General features: G+C 71.0%; 16 protein-coding genes. 12 read left to right on the plus strand and 4 right to left on the minus strand.

Features of this window, described 5'->3' with window-relative positions; all coding sequences use genetic code 11:
• Positions 1-46: 46 nt before the first annotated feature.
• The 3 genes from rsgA to ABZS54_RS26365 all read right to left on the minus strand — a co-directional run bounded on the left by rsgA (position 47) and on the right by ABZS54_RS26365 (position 3,423).
• Positions 47-1,093, minus strand: coding sequence for a ribosome small subunit-dependent GTPase A (rsgA, locus tag ABZS54_RS26355; RefSeq protein WP_355540931.1), 1,047 nt, complete (start codon positions 1,091-1,093; stop codon positions 47-49).
• Between the two features lie 314 nt (positions 1,094-1,407).
• Positions 1,408-2,775: a YihY/virulence factor BrkB family protein gene (locus ABZS54_RS26360; protein ID WP_355540934.1), complete on the minus strand. Its 1,368-nt coding sequence runs from the start codon at positions 2,773-2,775 to the stop codon at positions 1,408-1,410.
• 111 nt (positions 2,776-2,886) lie between these two features.
• Positions 2,887-3,423 (minus strand): MarR family winged helix-turn-helix transcriptional regulator, encoded by a 537-nt coding sequence (locus ABZS54_RS26365; protein WP_355540937.1) that lies wholly within the window; start codon positions 3,421-3,423, stop codon positions 2,887-2,889.
• 225 nt (positions 3,424-3,648) lie between these two features.
• On the opposite strand from ABZS54_RS26365, the gene ABZS54_RS26370 reads away from it, so the two are divergent.
• From ABZS54_RS26370 to ABZS54_RS26420, 11 genes are all read left to right on the plus strand, one after another.
• Positions 3,649-3,732, plus strand: a complete 84-nt coding sequence (locus ABZS54_RS26370; protein ID WP_355541009.1) for a putative leader peptide — start codon at positions 3,649-3,651, stop codon at positions 3,730-3,732.
• A 133-nt stretch (positions 3,733-3,865) separates the two neighbouring features.
• Complete coding sequence (locus tag ABZS54_RS26375) at positions 3,866-5,563, plus strand: nitrite/sulfite reductase (protein ID WP_355540940.1); 1,698 nt, start codon at positions 3,866-3,868, stop codon at positions 5,561-5,563.
• The gene (locus ABZS54_RS26380) at positions 5,560-5,838 is read left to right on the plus strand and encodes a hypothetical protein (RefSeq protein ID WP_355541021.1); all 279 of its coding nucleotides are present in this window, start codon (positions 5,560-5,562) and stop codon (positions 5,836-5,838) included. Before ABZS54_RS26375 ends, ABZS54_RS26380 begins: the two co-directional genes overlap by 4 nt.
• Entirely contained in the window at positions 5,835-6,533 is a 699-nt protein-coding gene (locus ABZS54_RS26385) for a phosphoadenylyl-sulfate reductase (protein ID WP_355540943.1), read from the plus strand. Before ABZS54_RS26380 ends, ABZS54_RS26385 begins: the two co-directional genes overlap by 4 nt.
• Positions 6,534-6,588: 55 nt before the next feature.
• Positions 6,589-7,515: a sulfate adenylyltransferase subunit CysD gene (cysD, locus tag ABZS54_RS26390; protein WP_355540946.1), complete on the plus strand. Its 927-nt coding sequence runs from the start codon at positions 6,589-6,591 to the stop codon at positions 7,513-7,515.
• Positions 7,516-7,517: 2 nt separating this feature from the next.
• Positions 7,518-8,864 carry a GTP-binding protein gene (locus tag ABZS54_RS26395; RefSeq protein ID WP_355540949.1) on the plus strand — a complete coding sequence of 449 codons (1,347 nt, stop codon included), beginning with the start codon at positions 7,518-7,520 and terminating at the stop codon, positions 8,862-8,864.
• Between the two features lie 207 nt (positions 8,865-9,071).
• On the plus strand, positions 9,072-10,136 hold the full coding sequence (locus tag ABZS54_RS26400) for an ABC transporter substrate-binding protein (protein ID WP_355541012.1): 1,065 nt from the start codon (positions 9,072-9,074) through the stop codon (positions 10,134-10,136).
• 85 nt (positions 10,137-10,221) lie between these two features.
• Entirely contained in the window at positions 10,222-11,019 is a 798-nt protein-coding gene (locus ABZS54_RS26405) for an ABC transporter ATP-binding protein (RefSeq protein ID WP_355540952.1), read from the plus strand.
• The gene (locus ABZS54_RS26410; RefSeq protein WP_355540955.1) at positions 11,006-11,929 is read left to right on the plus strand and encodes an ABC transporter permease; all 924 of its coding nucleotides are present in this window, start codon (positions 11,006-11,008) and stop codon (positions 11,927-11,929) included. Before ABZS54_RS26405 ends, ABZS54_RS26410 begins: the two co-directional genes overlap by 14 nt.
• Positions 11,930-11,937: 8 nt before the next feature.
• Positions 11,938-12,675 carry a CbiX/SirB N-terminal domain-containing protein gene (locus ABZS54_RS26415; protein ID WP_355540957.1) on the plus strand — a complete coding sequence of 246 codons (738 nt, stop codon included), beginning with the start codon at positions 11,938-11,940 and terminating at the stop codon, positions 12,673-12,675.
• A gap of 24 nt (positions 12,676-12,699) precedes the next feature.
• Positions 12,700-13,587 carry an aminoglycoside phosphotransferase family protein gene (locus ABZS54_RS26420; RefSeq protein WP_355540959.1) on the plus strand — a complete coding sequence of 296 codons (888 nt, stop codon included), beginning with the start codon at positions 12,700-12,702 and terminating at the stop codon, positions 13,585-13,587.
• 148 nt (positions 13,588-13,735) lie between these two features.
• Here the strand turns inward: ABZS54_RS26420 and ABZS54_RS26425 are convergent, their stop codons facing one another.
• Entirely contained in the window at positions 13,736-15,139 is a 1,404-nt protein-coding gene (locus tag ABZS54_RS26425; protein WP_355540962.1) for an SAV2148 family HEPN domain-containing protein, read from the minus strand.
• A 309-nt stretch (positions 15,140-15,448) separates the two neighbouring features.
• Between ABZS54_RS26425 and ABZS54_RS26430 the strand changes: the two genes are divergently transcribed.
• Positions 15,449-15,652 (plus strand): hypothetical protein, encoded by a 204-nt coding sequence (locus ABZS54_RS26430; protein ID WP_355540965.1) that lies wholly within the window; start codon positions 15,449-15,451, stop codon positions 15,650-15,652.
• Positions 15,653-15,740 lie beyond the last annotated feature (88 nt).

A 15,740-nucleotide genomic window follows, 5' to 3' on the forward strand; every position in this document is an offset into this window, starting at 1 on the left:
GTCCCGCTGGGGGGGGGGGGGGCCCCCCCCCCCCCCCGACCGGTCGTCACTTCTTGGGTGACGGCGAGCGGCGCATCTCCTTGTGGATCAGCTTCCACTCCCGGGCCCGTTCGGCCCGGATGCGATGGTCCTCGCGCGAGGCGATCCAGCGTGCCTCGCGCAGCAGTTTGCGGTAGCTGTCCAGGCGACGTTGCGGCAACTCGCCCGCCTCGATCGCGGCGAGCACCGCGCAGCCGGGTTCACTCTCGTGCGTGCAGTCGGCGAAGCGGCAGTCCGCGACCAGGGCGTCGACGTCCGCGAAGGTGCGGTCCAGGCCCTCGCCGACGTCGTACATGCCGACCCCGCGCATGCCCGGGGTGTCCACGAGCACGCCGCCGCTCGGCAACGGCACCAACTCGCGCCACGTGGTGGTGTGTCGGCCCTTGCCGTCGCCACGTACCTCCTGGACGGAGGTCACCTCGGCGCCCGCGAGCGCGTTGGTGAGCGTGGACTTGCCCGCGCCGGAGGTGCCGATCAGTGCGACGGTCCGGCCGGCGGTGTACGCCTGGAGCACGTCCAGGCCCTCGCCGGTGAGCGCGCTGGCGACCACGACGTCCACGCCCATGGCCACCGCCTCGACGTCCGCGCGCAGGTCGTCGGCGTCGGCCGCGAGGTCGGCCTTGGTGAGGACGACCAGCGGCGTGCCGCCGCTCTCCCAAGCGAGCGTGAGCAGCCGCTCCAGACGGCCGAGGTCGGGCGCGACGTCCAACGGGACGACGGCGCCGATCAGGTCGACGTTGACCGCGAGAACCTGGCCCGTCGAGCGCCCGGACGCGTGCGAGCGCACCAGCGCGGTCCGGCGTGCGAGCAGGGCCGCGACGAAGGCCTCGCGGCCGTCGTCGGGAAACTCCAGTGCGGCCCAGTCGCCGGTGCACGGCAGTTCGCCGCCGCCGTGCGCGGCCCGTACGGTGCCGTCGGCGGTGACCACCTCGCACAGCGAGCGGTCCACCCGGGCGATCCGCCCGGGCACCAGGCCGTGCGTGCGGTAGGGGGCGAATTCGGTGTCGCGATCCGCGTCCCAGCCGTAGGCGGCGAGCACGTCGGAGGTCGGCACGAAAGCGGTGTCCGGAGAGGCAGGGGTGTTACGGGAAGCAGGGGTGTTGCGAGAAGCGTGGTGCTGCTGGGAAGACAAGCCGGTGGCCCTTCGAGGGGCGGATTCGCCGACCTGCGCGCCGTCACGACGAACGACGTGGCGCGGCTACGCGGTGCGAATCCGAGAGGCGGAGAAGTGGAATGAGGTCCAGCCCGTCCGGGCGACCGTCATCAAGGTCGTGTTCACGACATCCACCTCCCACCTGTTCCGTGCGGCCTCGGGCCGCGCTCTCGGGCACTGTGCGGGCCCAAGGGCCACCCGTGGAGCCTAGGCCATCACGGCCGGTCGCGTCGAGCGTGTTCCTGCTCGCCGCCCACTGGCCGACTCGGCCGCGGCGGCCACGCGGTGTCCTCCAACGGCAGGCCGGGCAACTCCTGTCCGACCGGCATGTGCAGGCTCGGCGGCTGACCGATGGTGGGCGGCGGACCCGGCGGGCGCGGCGGCCGGGACGGCATCCGGGGCAGGTCGCCGGCCCGGCGGGCGCCGTTGGCACGGCCGTTGACCGGGCCCGGGTCGCTGCGTTTGGCGTCGCGCGCGTGGATCGCCCAGCGCTCGGGGAACTCGGACGGCGGTTCGGCGATGTCGGGGAGTTCGCCGTGGATGACGGTGTCCTCCATCTCGTCGTGCTCGTCCGAGTGGGGCGTCCAGTCGCCGGGGTTGCCGCGGTGGCGACCCGAGCGCAGGTGCTCCATGGCCGTGGCGATCTCCTCGGCGGCCTTCTCCTTGTCCCGCTCGGCGCGCGCCTGCGCGGTCTCCTGGCTGGGCCAGACCTGGTCGATGGCGGCGTTGACGGCAGCACCGATCAATACGGCCATGGCCGCGAAGTACATCCACACCATGACCGCGACCGGGGCCGCCAGCGAGCCGTAGACGGTGGGGCCGTCGATGGTGGTGGCGAGGTAGACGCGCAGCAGGAAGCTGCCGAGGATGCACAGGAGCAGGGCGACCAGTGCGCCGGGTATGTCCTCGCGCCACGGCGTCCGCACCGGCACCGACACGTGATAGAGCGAGGTCAGGAAGCACACCGACAGCACCACCAGGACCGGCCAGTACAGGATGTGCACGGTCCCGGCGAAGTGCGGGAATGCCTTGACCACCAAGTCGGGGCCGGCCACCAGGAGCGGGATCAGGAACATCCCGAGCAGCAGGCCGACCACATAGAGCGTGAAGGACAGCAGCCGGGTGCGCACGATGCCGCGCTTGCCGGACAGGCCGTACATGATCGTGATGGTGTCGACGTAGACGTTGAGCGCGCGCGAGCCGGACCACAGGGCGATCAGGAAGCCGGCCGAGACGATGTCCGCGCGGCCGGAGTCGAACACGTCGTTGACCAGGGGCACGACCACCTGCTCGGTGCTCTTGCTGGAGAGCACCGACCCGGCGGCCTTGACGATGTCCGCCTTGAGGTCGTTGACGGTGCTGCCACCGATCATGCCGTGCAGGTAGCCGACGGTGCCGGCGAGCCCGAGCAGCAGCGGGGGCAGCGAGAGCAGCATGAAGAACCCGGCCTCGGCGGCCAGGCCGGTCACGCGGTGGTTGAAGCAGGAGATCACCGTCTCGCGGAGTATCCGCCACAGTGCGCTCCGCAACCGGATGCGACCGGCCCCTCGCAGGCGAGGTCGTTGTTGGTAGTCCGCTGCCACCCCTTTAAGGTATCCGGCCGAGGGCCTGGCATTCGCCAAGTCGTCGTCCGGGTGAACCCCACCTTCGATCAAGGGTCGCCCCGGGCCGCCTTTCCCGGCGGTCCGCGCTGGTCAGCGGCCGGCCGGCAGCACCCCGGAGAGCCTGCTGAGCACCCGGGCCGCGGTCCGCAGTTCCTCGGCCGGCAGGTCGGCGAACGCGCTCTCCCAGCTCTCCCGGAACAGCGCGTCGAGCCGGTACAACTCACGTCGGCCGGCCGGGGTCAGTCGGACCACCGAGCCGCCTCGTCCGCGCCCGGCGCGCACCGCCTCGACCAGCCCCTCGCGCCCGTGCACGTCCAGCAGGTCACGCACGGCCGATCCGGACAGGCCGAGCACTCGGGCCAGCCGCTCGTTGTCCAGGTCGAGTTCGTCGGCCAGCGCCGCGAGCAGCCGATACCGAGTACCTTCGGCATCGACGTCGACCGGACCGGCCTGCCCGGCACGATCGGCGCGGATCGCGGAGAGGAAGCCGTTGAGGGCGTAGCGCAGCGTCTCGACCGCTTCCTCACGACGCGGCTCCGGCCGCTCGGAGGTGGGTCCGGCGGCGGATTCGACCGTGCATACGGAACGCGTTCTGCGCCGGGGCGCGCCCAGAACCTCGCCTGGCATACCCATCAGCTCCTCGTCCACTGTGGTGCGTGGGCCGCGTACCGTTCGGGGTAACGGGATCCGACCCCCCGTACCGTAACCAACCGCGGCGACGATGCATGCCGCGGCCGGTGCGGAAGATCGGCTCATCTCACTATATGGGCATGTGTGTTCGACATGCGAGATGGGCGTTCGCATCCCGGACAGTGATGGACGGCTTTCTGGCTCCATGTCAATCTTTGCGACATGTCACGCGCCGGTATTGCTCTCGTAGGTCGACTCCACGTCGACCTCGGACGCATGTCCAGCGCCGTCTGTTCGCCGGTCTGACGACCCGCCCGTTGCACCTGTCTGCCGGGCGCGCGGTCGCACCGGCACCACGACTCTCACGGCCGGTCCGGCGAGGGTGCGGCCGGATGCTCCCCCGCGCGTCCCCCACCGATCCGCCCGGAGGACGCTCCCCATGGCCGCCACTACCGACACCGCCGGCAGCGGTCCCCGCGCCCGCAAGACCGCTCGCCATCGCGGCGAGGGTCAGTGGGCCCTCGGCCATCACGAGCCGCTGAACGGGAACGAGCAGTTCAAGAAGGACGACGACGGCCTCAATGTGCGTGCGCGCATCGAGAATGTCTACGCCCATCGCGGCTTCTCCTCGATCGACCCCAACGACCTGCGCGGCCGGATGCGGTGGTGGGGCCTGTACACGCAGCGCAAGCCCGGCATCGACGGCGGCAAGACCGGTGTGCTGGAGCCGCACGAGCTCGACGACGAGTACTTCATGCTGCGCGTGCGAGTGGACGGCGGCCGACTGAACCTGGCCCAGTTGCGCGCCATCGCCGAGGTCTCCGAGCGGTTCGGGCGCGGCACCGCGGACGTCACCGACCGGCAGAACGTGCAGTTCCACTGGATCCGGATCGAGGACGTCCCGGAGATCTGGCGGATCCTGGAGGGCGTCGGCCTGTCCACCACCGAGGCGTGCGGTGACACCCCGCGCGTGGTGCTCGGCTCGCCGGTGGCCGGCGTCGCCGAGGAAGAGATCATCGACGGCACCTGGGCGATCGACGAGATCAACCGGCTCTACATCGGCAAGCCCGAGTACTCGAACCTGCCGCGCAAGTTCAAGACCGCGATCTCCGGATCGCCGCTGCTGGACGTCGCGCACGAGATCAACGACATCTCCTTCGTCGGCGTCGTGCACCCCGAGTTCGGTCCCGGCTTCGACGTGTGGGTCGGCGGCGGGCTGTCCACCAACCCCAAGCTCGCGGTCCGGCTGGGCACCTGGGTCCCGCTGGAGGAGGTGCCGCAGGTCTGGGAAGGCGTCATCTCGATCTTCCGCGACTACGGCTACCGTCGGCTGCGCAACCGCGCGCGGCTGAAGTTCCTGGTCGCCGACTGGGGTCCGGAGCGCTTCCGTGAGGTGCTGGAGAACGAATACCTCAAGCGCAAGCTCATCGACGGTCCCGCCCCCGAGGCGCCCGCGCAGGTGTGGCGCGACCACGTGGGCGTACGTCCGCAAAAGGGTGGCGGCTTCTACGTCGGCTTCGCGCCGCGCGTGGGCCGGGTCGACGGCGCCACGCTCGGCAAGATCGCCGACCTCGCCGAGCGGCACGGCTCGGACCGGGTACGCACCACGGTCGAGCAGAAGATGCTCATCCTGGACGTCGCCGAGGACAAGGTCGCCTCGCTCAAGGAGGGCCTGGAGGCACTCGGCCTGCGGGTGGACCCGAGCCCGTTCCGGCGCGGCACGATGGCCTGCACCGGCATCGAGTTCTGCAAGCTGGCGATCGTGGAGACCAAGGGTCGCGGGATCCGACTGATCGACGAACTCGAACAGCGACTGCCGGAGTTCGACCAGCCGATCACGATCAACATCAACGGTTGCCCGAACGCGTGCGCCCGGATCCAGGTCGCCGACATCGGCCTCAAGGGTCAGTTGGTGCTGGGCGACGACGGCGAGCAGGTCGAGGGCTACCAGGTGCACCTTGGCGGCGGGCTGGGCCTGGACCCCGGCTTCGGGCGCAAGATCCGCGGCCTCAAGGTGACCTCGGCGGGCCTGGCCGACTACATCGAGCGCGTGCTGTGCCGCTTCCAGGAGCAGCGCACCGAGGGCGAGCGCTTCGCCCAGTGGGCCGTGCGCGCGGCCGACGCGGACCTGTCGTGAGCGCCGCCGGCGGCGCCGAGCCGGGTCAGCGGGCCGTTCCGTTCTACTGCCCCTTCTGCGGCGACGAGGACCTTCGTCCGCACGAGGAGGGACACGGCACCTGGCTGTGCTCGGCCTGCCGGCGGGCGTTCTCGCTGAAGTTCCTGGGGCTGGCCTTCCCGGAGAAGCACGGTCCAAAGAAGCACGCTTTGGAGACGCACAGCCCGCAGGACGACGGCACGACACGACGCGATGCGGGGCACACCCCGTCGATCACCCAGGAGGAGGGCCGATGACCGTCACCGAGACCACCGACCTCGAGGCGCTCGCGAACCGCGCCGGCCTCGAACTCGAGGACGCGACCGCGTCGGAGATCCTGGCCTGGACGCACGAGCGGTTCGGCCCGGCGTGGTGTGTGACGTCCTCGATGGAGGACGCCGTGGTCGCGCACCTCGCGTCGCGGGTGGCGCCCGGTGTGGATGTGGTCTTCCTGGACACCGGCTACCACTTCCCCGAGACCATCGGCACCCGTGACGCGGTCGCGGCGGTCTACGACGTCAACGTGATCACCGTGCACCCGGACCTGACCGTCCTGGAGCAGGACGCCGAGTACGGCGCGGCGCTGCACGATCGCGACCCCGACGCGTGTTGCGCGATGCGCAAGGTGGCGCCCTTGGAACGGTCGCTGACGAACTACCGCGCCTGGGCCACCGGGCTGCGCCGGGACGACTCGCCGAGCCGGGCGAACACCCCGGTCGTGTCCTGGGACGCGCGCCGGCGCAAGGTCAAGGTCGCCCCGATCGCCCGCTGGACGCAGGACGACGTGGACGCCTACGTGGCCGAGTACGGAGTGCTGACCAACCCGCTGCTGATGGACGGCTACGCCTCGATCGGCTGTGCGCCCTGCACCCGCCGGGTGGCTCCCGGCGAGGACGCCCGCGCCGGCCGGTGGGCCGGCAACGGCAAGACCGAGTGCGGGATCCACACATGACCGGCCCGATACGCACCATGGCACCGTGCTCGACGAAGACGAAGGAGGGGTTGGCGTGACCACGACGATCGACAAGGGCACCGCACCCGGAGCCCTGACCCACCTGGACGCGTTGGAAGCCGAGTCCGTGCACATCTTCCGCGAGGTGGCGGGCGAGTTCGAGAAGCCGGTGATCCTGTTCTCCGGCGGCAAGGACTCGATCGTGATGCTGCATCTGGCGCGCAAGGCGTTCTGGCCGGCGCCGGTCCCGTTCGCGCTCCTGCATGTCGATACCGGGCACAACTTCCCGGAGGTCATCGAGTATCGCGACCGTGTGGTGGCCGAGCACAACCTGCGGCTGCACGTGGCCGAGGTGCAGGACTTCATCGACAACGGCCGGCTGCGCGAGCGCCCGGACGGCACCCGTAACCCGTTGCAGACCGTCCCGTTGCTCGACGCGATCGAGTCCAACCGCTTCGACGCGGTGTTCGGCGGCGGCCGGCGCGACGAGGAGAAGGCCCGCGCGAAGGAGCGGGTGTTCTCGCTGCGCGACGAGTTCGGCGCCTGGGACCCGCGCCGGCAGCGGCCCGAGCTGTGGCAGCTGTACAACGGCCGGCACCGCGTGGGCGAGCACGTGCGGGTGTTCCCGATCTCGAACTGGACCGAGCTGGACGTGTGGCAGTACATCGAGCGGGAGGCGATCGCACTTCCGCAGATCTACTTCTCGCACGAGCGGGACGTCTTCGAACGCGACGGGATGTGGCTCTCGGCCGGCGAGTGGGGCGGGCCGAAGGGCGACGAGGAGGTCGTGCGGCGCGTGGTGCGCTACCGCACGGTCGGCGACATGAGTTGCACCGGCGCCGTCGACTCCCCCGCCACGACGGTGGCGGACGTGATCGCCGAGATCGCAGTGAGCAGGCTGACCGAACGAGGTGCCACGCGCGCGGACGACAAGATGTCCGAAGCCGCGATGGAAGACCGCAAGCGCGAGGGGTACTTCTAGCCATGAGTGGGACTTCCGACATTTCCCCGGACGCCCTGTCGTCCGCGGACGAGCGCGTGGGTCTGCTCCGGCTGGCCACCGCCGGTTCCGTCGACGACGGCAAGTCCACCCTGGTGGGCCGGCTTCTGCACGACTCGAAGTCGGTGCTGACCGACCAGCTGGAAGCGGTCACCCGGGTCAGCAACGAGCGCGGCCAGGAGGAGGCCGACCTCGCGCTGCTCACCGACGGGCTGCGGGCCGAGCGCGAGCAGGGCATCACCATCGACGTCGCGTACCGCTACTTCGCCACCGCGCGGCGCCGGTTCATCCTCGCCGACACGCCGGGCCACGTGCAGTACACGCGCAACATGGTCACCGGCGCCTCCACCGCGGAGCTGGCCGTGGTGCTGGTGGACGCGCGCAACGGCGTGGTCGAGCAGACCCGCCGGCACGCGGCCGTCGCGGCGCTGTTGCGGGTGCCGCACGTGGTGCTCGCGGTCAACAAGATGGACCTGGTCGACTACAGCGAGGAGCGCTTCGCCGAGGTCGCCGACACGTTCACCGAGTACGCCAAGGCGCTGGGTGTGCCGGACGTGCGCTCGATCCCGGTCTCCGCGCTGCGCGGCGACAACGTGGTGGACCCCAGCTCGCACATGGACTGGTTCTCCGGGCCGACGCTGCTGGAGTACCTGGAGACGGTGCCGGTGGAGACCGACCCGACGCTGGAGCCCGCGCGCTTTCCGGTGCAGTACGTGCTGCGTCCGCAGTCGGACGACGAGTACCGCGACTACCGGGGCTACGCCGGCCAGGTCGCCTCCGGGGTGTTCCGCGAGGGCGACGAGGTCGTCGTGCTGCCGTCCGGGCAGCGCACCTCCGTCGCGGGCATCGACCGGCTCGGCGTCGCGGTGCGCCAGGCCCGGCAGGGCGAGTCGGTCACCCTGCGGCTGGCCGACGACGTGGACATCTCGCGCGGCGACCTGATCGCGCCGGTCGACTCGGCGCCGCAGCCCACCCAGGACATCGAGGCCACCGTGTGTCACGTGGCCGACCGCCCGCTGCGCACCGGCGACCGGGTCCTGCTCAAGCACACCACCCGCACGGTCAAGGCCATCGTCAAGGACATCGCCTACCGCCTGGACCTGAACACCCCGATCGACGGCGTGCTGGGCCACGAGCAGCACCTGAGCGAGCTGCGCGCCAACGACATCGCCCGGGTCGTGCTGCGCACCGCCCAGCCGCTCGCGCTCGACGACTACGCCATCGGTCGGCGGACCGGTTCCTTCCTGTTGATCGACGAGGCCGACGGCTCGACGCTCACCGCCGGCATGGCCGGCGCCGCGTTCGCCGCGCCGGGTCGATGTCACAGCTGACTCGATCGCGGGTCTGACGACCCGCTTTTGACGCTCCGTCAGCCGTACCCGTGACATCGTCCGTCGCCGTCCACCACATACGTCGTCCCGGCCCGCGCACATCGCGCGGGCCCGAGGGAAGGTCCCCGCGTGTCCGTTTTCAGGACAAATCATCGCAGATCCATACGTACCGGCTTCGCTGCCGCCCTCCTCCTGCCGCTGCTCGCGATGTCCGCGTGCGGCTACGGCTCGGACAAGAAGGACGACAAGAACAAGACGCCGGCCGCGGGCGCGGGTCCGGCGGCGTCCGGCGGTGCCAAGGCGGGCACCTCGGCCTCGCAGATCCGACTCGGCTTCTTCGCCAACGTCACCCACGCGACGCCGCTGATCGGTCTGGGCGAGGGCTTTTTCGCCAAGGAACTGGGCAGCACCGAGATCAAGCCGCAGGTGTTCAACGCCGGACCCGCGGCGATCGAGGCACTCAAGGGCGGCTCGATCGACGCGACCTACATCGGGCCGAACCCGTCCATCTCCGGCTTCACCAGCACCAACGGCGAGTTGTTGCGGATCGTGGCGGGCGCCACCTCCGGCGGCGCCTCCCTGGTGGTCAAGCCGGGCATCAACCTGCCGGCCGACCTCAAGGGCAAGAAGATCGCCTCGCCCCAACTCGGCGGCACCCAGGACGTCGCGCTGCGGGCCTGGCTGACCAAGGCCGGCTACAGCGTGGACACCTCCGGCAAGGGCGACGTGAGCGTCGTGCCGACCGACAACGCGCAGACCCTGGCCGCGTTCCAGAAGGGCGACCTGGACGGCGCCTGGCTGCCCGAGCCGTGGGCCACCCGACTCGTCGTGGAGGCGGGCGCCAAGGTGCTCGTGGACGAGCGCACGCTGTGGCCGGAAGGCAAGTTCGTCACGACCGACCTGATCGTGTCCACCAAGTTCCTCAAGGACCACCCGGACACCGTCGAGGCCCTGATCAAGGGTCAGGTCGCCGCCAACGACTGGGCCGCGAACAACCAGGACAAGGCCAAGGCGGCGGTCAACGCCAAGATCGCCGAGGTCGCCGGCAAGCCGCTCGCGGCGAACGTGCTCGACGCGGCCTGGCCGAACATCGCGATCACCAACGACCCGCTCGCGTCCTCGCTGCTGAAGCTCTCCGACGACGGCGTCGCGGTCGGCGTGACCAAGAAGCTCGACATCCACGGCATCTACGACCTGACCATCCTGAACAAGGTCCTCGCCACCGCCGGGAAGCCCGCGGTGAGCGACGGGGGTCTGGGCCCGAAGAAGTAGGCGTTCGCGCTGCCTCACCCCCGGGCGACCGTCGCCCGATGAGCACTTCCCGCCCGACGCGCCCACCGAGAGAGGTGATCCGGACATGACCCAGACCATCAGCGAGGCCACGCCAACGGCCGCGACCCCCGTCGAGACCGGCTTCGCGGTCCGCCTTGACCAGGTCACCAAGGTCTTCGGCCGAGGCGGCGGCACACCCGTCCTGGACGGCATCGACCTGACCGTCGCCCCGGGCGAGTTCGTCTGCCTCCTGGGCGCGTCGGGCTGCGGGAAGTCCACCCTGCTCAACCTGATCGCCGACCTGGAGCGGCCCACCTCGGGCACCATCGAGGTCTCCGGCGACCGTCCCGCGCTGATGTTCCAGGACCACGCGCTGTTCCCGTGGCTGACCGCGGGCAAGAACATCGAACTGGCCCTGAAACTGCGCGGCGTGCCGCGCGATCGGCGCCGAGCCGAGGCGAACGAGCTGCTGGAGCTGGTCCGGCTCGGCGGCGCGCACAACAAGCGCGTGCACGAACTGTCCGGCGGCATGCGCCAGCGGGTGGCACTGGCCCGCGCGCTCGCGCAGGCCGGCGATCTGCTGCTGATGGACGAGCCGTTCGCCGCGCTGGACGCGATCACCCGCGACGTGCTGCACGACGAGCTGACCCGGATCTGGGCGGAGACCGGCCGCTCCGTGGTGTTCGTGACGCACAACGTGCGCGAGGCGGTCCGGCTCGCCCAGCGGGTGGTGCTGATGTCCTCGCGCCCGGGCCGGATCGCCCGGGAGTGGAACATCGACATCCCGCAGCCGCGCCGGATCGAGTCCACCGGCGTTTCCGAGTTGTCCGTCGAGATCACCGACCAGTTGCGAGGGGAGATCCGCCGCCATGGCCGCGCCTGATCTGACGAAGACCGACCCCGAGATCGGGGCCGACGCCGCGCACAAGCACGCGGAGGACGACCTGGCCGGGCTCGAGGCGGGCCTGGACGCGCTGGAGAGCTACGAGAAGGAGCGCAAGCCCTTCTCCCGCGTACTGCTGGAGAAGGTGCTTCCGCCCGTCATCGCGATCCTGCTGGTGCTGGCCGCCTGGCAGATCGCCTACTCGATGGAGATCAAGCCCCGCTACGCGCTGCCGAGCCCGCAGGACGTGTGGGACGCGTTCATGGTGCAGTGGAAGAAGGGCACCGTGTTCGAGATCCTGTGGACCAGCCTCTCCCGAGGCATCCTGGGCTTCTTGATCGCGGTCGCGATCGGCACACCGCTTGGCCTGATCGTGGCCCGGGTGAGCTGGATCCGGGCCGCGATCGGCCCGATCCTCTCCGGCCTGCAGTCGCTGCCCTCGGTGGCGTGGGTGCCGCCGGCGGTGATCTGGTTCGGCCTGAACAACAGCGCGATCTACGCGGTCGTGTTGCTGGGCGCGGTGCCCTCGATCGCCAACGGCCTGGTGGCCGGGATCGATCAGATCCCGCCGCTGTACCTGCGGGCCGGCCGAGTGCTCGGCGCACGCGGTCTCAACAGCGTGTGGCACGTCATGCTGCCCGCGTCGCTGCCCGGCTACGTGGCCGGCCTCAAGCAGGGCTGGGCGTTCTCCTGGCGCTCGCTGATGGCCGCCGAACTGATCGCCGCCGGCCCGGAACTGGGTTCGGGTCTGGGCCAGTTGATGGACCAGGGGCGCGACCTGGGCGACATGCCGATGATGTTGACCGCGGTCTTCATGATCCTGATCGTGGGTATCGGCATCGAGATGCTGGTCTTCACCCCCGTCGAACGCCTCGTGCTGCGCCAGCGCGGCCTGGCCACGAGCAAGTAGCCCACGCCATGACTCCTGCTCCCCCGCTCCTGGCCGTCGCGCACGGCAGCCGCGATCCCCGGCACGCCGCGGCGATGGCAGCCCTGGCCGCGCGCGTTCGCGCGCTGCGACCGGGGCTGCGGGTGGACATCGGATACCTGGACCACTGCGGCCCGCGGGTACCCGATCGGCTGGACGCGCTGGCCGACGCCGGCGCCGACACCGTGGTCGCGGTACCGCTGCTGTTCACTCCGGCCTTCCATGCCAAGCAGGACGTGCCCGCCGTGCTGCGCCATCGCCGACTGACCGTGCGTCAGGCGGCCACACTGGCTCCTTCCCCGCTGCTGCTGGCGGCCTTGGACCGGCGCATGCGCGAGGCCGGCGTACGGCCCGGAGACGCCCGTTACGGCGTCGTCCTGGCCACCGCCGGTTCCACAGATCCGGAGGCGAACGCGGTGACCACCATCGTCGCGCGGGAGTGGCGGCGTACCGGTTGGTGCGCCGTGGTCCCCGCGTTCGCCTCCGTCCACCAGGGCTCCACGATCGGCGCCGCGATCGAGGACCTGCACGCGCTGGGCGCCGAACGCGTCGCCGTCGCGTCCTGCATGCTGGCCCCGGGCATCCTGCCGGACCGGATCCTCGAACAGTCCCTGGCCGCCGGGGCGGAGCCGGTCACCGAGCCGGTCGCGGACACCGAGGAGATCGCCCGGCTGGTGCTGGATCGCTACGACGCGGCGCTGCCCTCGCGATCCTGCCTCTCCGCCTGACCCGAGACCGGTACCATCACCGGCGTGATCGACTCGGTGGCCGGCGAACGTTCGGTGCTCGTACGCGCGTGTGCGCAGGTCGGAGTGCCGTCCGCGGACGCCACGTTGCTGGCCTTCGGCGAGAACGCGGTGTTCGCCCTGCCGGGTCCGCGTCTGGTGGTCCGGGTGGCGCGCGGGGCGCACATGGCCGAGCGGGCGCGCCGCGAGATCGCGGTCGCGTGCTGGCTCGCCGAACAGGACTTCCCGGCGGTACGACCCGCGGCCGGGATCGATCCGCAGCCGGTACTGATCGACGGCCGCCCGGTCACCTTTTGGGAGTTGTTGTCGCCGGCCGAGCGCGAACCGGACATCGTCGACCTGGCCCGGCTGCTCAAGAAGCTGCACGCGCTGCCCGCGCCGCCGTTCGCGCTGCCCGCCCGGGCGCCGCTCGCGCTGGTGGAGACCTGGCTGGACTCGGCCGACGCCGCCGTGGGGTTGGAGGATCGGCGCTATCTGCTGGCCCGCCGCGACGCGTTGGAGGCGGCCTGCCGCGAGTTGACCCCGGCGCTGCCGCAGGGCCTGATCCACGGGGACGCGCTGCTGCGCAACGTCGGCGTGCACGGCGGCCGGGCGCTGCTGTTGGACTGGGAGACGGTCGCCCACGACCTGCGCGAGTACGACCTGGTGCTGACTCCGATGGCGGCCGCGCGCTACGGCCTGCCCGACGGCGCGCAGCGGCGGTTCGCGAAGAAGTACGGTTTCGACGTCACCGACTGGCCCGGCTACCGGGTGCTGCGCGAGACGCGTGAACTGGCCGCCACCGCCTGGGTGGCCCAGCACGTGCCGGGCAACCCGGCGGCCGAGGAGGAGTTCCACCACCGGGTCCGCACCCTGCGCACCGACGACCCGACCGCCCTTTGGCACGCGTTCTGACCCGCCCGATTCGACCCACCGACCCGGCCGCGAGGCCCGGGTAGGCCGCCCCGTGCGCCGTACAACCGCAACCGTCCCTCTTGCGCGACCGGCGGTGCGGGCGGGCACGCTCGGCCCGAGGCGACCGGGACGCAACCGCGGCCTCGGCTCAGGACGTGCGCTTGCTGTCCGTCCACTGCTGCTCGAACTCCTCCTGGAAAAGGGGGTAGAGCCCTCGCGCCGTGGTCCCCATCGCGTCGGCGCGAAGTACGAAGGCGGGCGACTCGACCCCGCGCGCGCGGCGAAGGTACGGCTGGATGAGCCCCACGTCCCCGTCCACGAGATACGCGCCGAACCGCGGCGCCTCGTCGTACAACCGGATCTCGATTCGTCGGGGCTCACGCAGCTTCGAGCGGATCCGGCGCAGGTGCAGAATGTTGAGCGTGGTCATCCGGGACAGCAGCCCCTTCTTGATCCCCTCGTCCTTCTCCCGCTGCTTCATCGCGTCCCCGGCCGGGTTCAGGAACAGCAGCCGCATCTCGCAGCCGCTCGCCCCCAGTCGGGTCAGATCGCGCCCCGAGTAGTTCTGGCACAGCAGGTTGAGCGACACGCCCATCGCGTCGATCCCGCGCGCGCCGTCCACGAGGTCGGCGAACGGCAGGCGCCGTTGCAGCGCGGAGCGGTCCTGAAAGACGCCCACCACGTCCGCGTAGCGCCCCGCGAACAGTTCCTCGACCGCGTCCAGCGCCAGCCGCCGATCGCCCTGGTCGGCGAGCGGGCCGTCCAGCATCGCCAGCACCCGCAGGCACGCGCGTTCGACCTGGGCCAGCACGTCGGGCGAGAGCACGCGGTTGCGGGCCACGATGTGCCGGCCGATCTCGACCTCTTCCAGGGCCCGTTCCAGCTTGCGCCGGTCCGGCAGGAAGGGTTCGAAGCACCACCAGTTGCGCACCATCAGCTCGCGCAGTTGCGGCAGCGTCAGGAACGCGATCAGCTCGTCGTCCGCCGGGTCCACGATGTATCCGCGTCGGCGGCTCATCTCCCGCACGGCCTCGGCGCGTTCGACCCATTCGTTCTGCGTGTTGCCGGCCGCCGCCAGCACCCAGGCGCCGTCGTCGTGCGGGTGCTCGCCGGGCCCGTAGACCGGGATCAGCACCGCGCCGATCACCGCACGCAGTCGCTGTTCGATCAGGTTCAGGTACACGTAGGCCCGGCCGGCCCGCCGAGCCCGCAGCAGCGCGCCGGCCCAGTCGTCCTCGCTCCAGGTGAGCGCCGCGGGGTCTATCCCCGGCATCGGGTCGGGCGGGCTCGAACCGTCCAGGACGGCCGTCCCGGTCGCCGCGTGCCGGGGGCCGGGCAGGATGCCCGGGTCGAACGCGAACGAGCCGGTGTCGGTGAGCCCGGCGGCCCCGCCCGCGGACTCACCGTCCCGGTAGCCGGCGTACGGATCCTGGAACGTGTCCCCGCCGTCGCCCGACGTCGCGCCGGTGCCACTGTCGAGGCCGGTCGTACTCGTCCCCTCCGCAGGATCCTCGGTCGTCGAGGGTGGCGAGCTGGACTCCCGATCGGCCATCGCGTCCCATCCGTTCGTCGTCGAGCCGGAACCGAACGAGCGTATAGCGAAACCCGGTGGCCTCGGGGGGCCCACGCGGGCCGGGTCGGATACCCCGTTCGGGTGGTGCACACGCGAGCATTACCCGGATGGCGTAAGGCGATTGGGGGGACTCGGGGCGCTCCGGCAACTTCTGCCCGGCGGCACCACGACGTCTCGGAACAATTGCCGGACGGCAGAGGGTCTTCCCTCCACCTGTTCCGGAGCGCAACCGGGACGGATCGCCGGTCCGTCTCATGCGACAGGAACCGTGGCACCCAGGAGGTCGTCATGTTGGCCACGAACGGCAGGATCCCGGCGGGACGCACCGGCACCGAGGAAGATTTCACCAAGTACCGCGACGTGGTCGCGGACATCTTCGCGCACCACCGGCGCACCGACCCCGCAGGCACCGACGGTGCGGCGTGCTCGTGCGGCGGCGCGTGGCCGTGTCGGGAGGAACTACTCGCGGCGGAACTGCTCGACTGGATCTGACCATTGTGATCGAAACCGATCGGATCGACAGCACGCACCCCACCGGTCCGGGCTCGAAATCCACCCGACCGGGGGACGCCGGAGCGGA

The organism is Embleya sp. NPDC005575, assembly GCF_040605455.1.
Taxonomy (GTDB): Bacteria; Actinomycetota; Actinomycetes; order Streptomycetales; family Streptomycetaceae; genus Embleya.